Consider the following 3,175-nt stretch of genomic DNA (forward strand, 5'->3'; position numbering starts at 1 on the left):
AACCACTCAACTCTTTTAATAGAAGAATCTTTTAACTGATTTGTTGAAAAAATATCATCAAAATATCCCATTTCAAAAAGATATACAGCCCATGCTTTATTCTTAATTGTTTTAAGAAATCTAGTTTGAAAATGCACATTATTAAAAATTTGTTTTATTTCATAATTAAATTCCTCATTTAACTTATTTGGAATGAGTTCTGCTAATTCCATTAGCCTCACATTCCACCTATTTTCATCTCTATTAACAAGTTTAGACAATCTAGATATTGAACTATAAATCTGTTCATAATCTCCATCTTTATAAACTAGTGGCGTGAGCCCCATCATGGTAAATTCTTCGACTTGAGATTCGTTGGCAAAAATAAATCTTTTATTATTTGGTAATGCAGGCAAAGCTTTCGTAAAATATTTCAATACTATATCACTATAACTATATCCAACAAAAAGTATTATGTAATCAGATTCAAAAAGTTGTTTTAAAAAATTTGTAGCATTTTTATAGTACATATATGCTTTACCAAAATCTGCATCTGTTAAAACTATGTCCTCACTTTTAAGCACATTACCATGTAAATGGATTATGCCTTTTATTTTATCTCCATGCGGCAATGCAGGATAGGAATATATGTCCACATTACATTCTCCTAAAGACTTCTCGAACATTAAGTCATAATTTGTTGTAACAATTTTTACATCATTATTACTGAATAATTCAATCAAAGTCTTATGATAAAAATTAGGATTTAAATTTTTGTTATTTAAAATCTCACAAACATATTTTTGAACAGTATGCCCTAAATCATTTACTCTTCCCAAATATTGTTCTTCTGCCTCGTTTTCTAATCTATCAATATTCGTTAATTTAAAAATTTGGTCCGATAATTCAGCAAAACTTGGAAGACTAGTTGGTGCTCCCATTGAAACACCAGCGCCAGCAAATATTACTAACTTATTATTTTGTATTGCTTCTACTAGTTCATCTGGATAATCAATATTATTAATTAACATTATTTTTTCTCTCCTATTTTATAAATATTAATTTAATTTATATCATTTGTTATGGCTTTAGATTAGCAATTGGTATTACATAAACATTATCTTTTCTCTTATACGCAAATGGTGCTACAGCACATAATACGGCCATAAATGATGGTTTAGGCATATTGTTTGTGTCAATCTTTTCTGCTAATGTTTTTAATGTTTCTGCTCCTTCTTCTATTGATTTATCTCCTCCAAGTTTTATTTCAACAAGTCCGTAATTTCCATTTCTTAAATGAATTACTGCATCACATTCTAATCCATGTTTATCTCTATAATGATAAACTGTTCCATCTAAATTATCAGCATAAATTCTTAAGTCACGAATACACAAATTTTCAAATAGAAATCCCATGGTGTTTAAATCTTCTAATAAATCTTTTGGCCCTATTCCTAAAGCTGCACTAGCTATTGATGGATCTGAAAAATATCTTGTATCAGTAGTTCGAATAGCTGTTTTTGATCTTAAGTTTGGATTCCATGCAGGTGAATCTTCTATTACAAATATTTTTTTTAACGCATCAAGATATGAATATAGGGTAACTTGGTCAAAAGTATCTGCTTGATTAGATAGCATATCTTTCCTAATTGTTTCAAGGGAGCTTTGTGTTCCTACATGCCTTGCGTAAGACTTTAGTAATCTTTTTGCTTTTTCTTTGTCTCTTTTTACTAAGTCCACTCGACTTATATCCGTGGAAACAACGGCATCATAATAATCTATTGCTTGGAATAGAGCTGGTTTCTCATCTAGTCCGATTGATTTTGGCCAGCCACCTCTACAAATTAAAAAAGCTATTTCTTCAAATGTAGTTTGATCTGTTGCAGATATATTTTTAGCTTCAAATAAATCTTTCAATGAAACTTGACCATTTGAATCTTTTGATTCGTATAAACTCATAGGTCGCATCAAGAGTCTTGATATTCTTCCAGTTCCTGTATGCATAAATTCATCAAACATTTCTGGAACTGCTGATCCTGTTAATATAAATTGACCGAATTCATTTCTATTATCTACTTCATAACGTACTGCATTCCATAAATTTGGTGCTATCTGCCATTCATCAATAAGTCTAGGTGTTTCTCCTTCTAATAATGTATTTGGTGAGATTTCAGCCATTTGTTGATATTGCCTGCTCATATCAGGTCTATCCATTGAAATAAAACTCTTTGCTATTTGCTTTGCTGTAGTTGTTTTACCACACCATTTAGGACCCTCAATTAAAACTGCTCCTTTTGCATTTAATCTATCTCTTAATAATTTATCTGTAACTCTTGGTAGATATCCTTCCATTTTTACCTCCATTCTTTACTGTATTTATCTTATCATTAATTCAAGTGTTTGGCTATGAATTATTCAAGTATTTGGCCATGAATTATTCAAGTATTTGGATATATAGGTTGTAGCTTTAGAGGGATGACGGGAAAAGGTGACGACAAGTGCTTAGGTTATTTTTCGATGGTTATAGTTATGCTCTTTGCGTTGTTTGGTTAAGACGATAAGGTCTCGCTAGATTACTTTGCAGATCTTTCGACTTCAAAAATCCTGTCGGATTTTTTCCGCTCAAGATGACGGAGTGCGGGGGCGTCATCCTGAGCGAACGAAGTGAGTCGAAGGATCTGTAGGGTCGTGGGAGCGATGTGCTGTCGTCTTGATTAGATAGAGGTTTGGTGTTTTTCTCCTTTACGTTATTTCGTTAAGACGATTAGGTCTCGCTAGATTACTTTGCAGATCTTTCGACTTCAGAAAATTCTTGCGAATTTTCTTTCGCTCAAGATGACGGATGGGGATGTTGTGTTTGGATATGTAGGTTGTGGCTCGATGGGATGACGAGTGGGAAGGTTGCGAGGAGTTTAAGTTATGACTGTTCTAAATTTTTTCTAAATTCTTATTAATAGAAAAAAGGATATGTCAGGAAAGCGTCACTTGGCCTAGCGGTCCCCTGTCGGTTCCTCTGACATATCTTTTTTCGTTTTTTCTATTTTTGTTCTATTTTTTAATTCTCCGGAAAGTTTCTTAATTAAAACGATTAGGTTGTTTCTTCTTAAGGTGCAGATCCCTCGACTAAAACTCAAGAAAACTTGTTGAGAGGTTATATTTTTAGCATTCTATAACCCACGCCTATATGCGTCTGGAT

2 protein-coding genes are annotated in these 3,175 nt (G+C 32.5%); both read right to left on the reverse strand.

The window, feature by feature from the left end; translation table 11 throughout:
* Positions 1-1,010 (reverse strand): SIR2 family protein (locus tag ACOX6R_RS07700; RefSeq protein ID WP_433448915.1); only part of this gene is annotated, 1,010 nt, incomplete at its 3' end.
* Between the two features lie 49 nt (positions 1,011-1,059).
* On the reverse strand, positions 1,060-2,331 hold the full coding sequence (locus ACOX6R_RS07705; protein WP_433448917.1) for an ATP-binding protein: 1,272 nt from the start codon (positions 2,329-2,331) through the stop codon (positions 1,060-1,062).
* Positions 2,332-3,175 lie beyond the last annotated feature (844 nt).

This window comes from Peptoniphilus sp., from assembly GCF_050943655.1.
Lineage (GTDB): Bacteria > Bacillota > Clostridia > Tissierellales > Peptoniphilaceae > Peptoniphilus_A.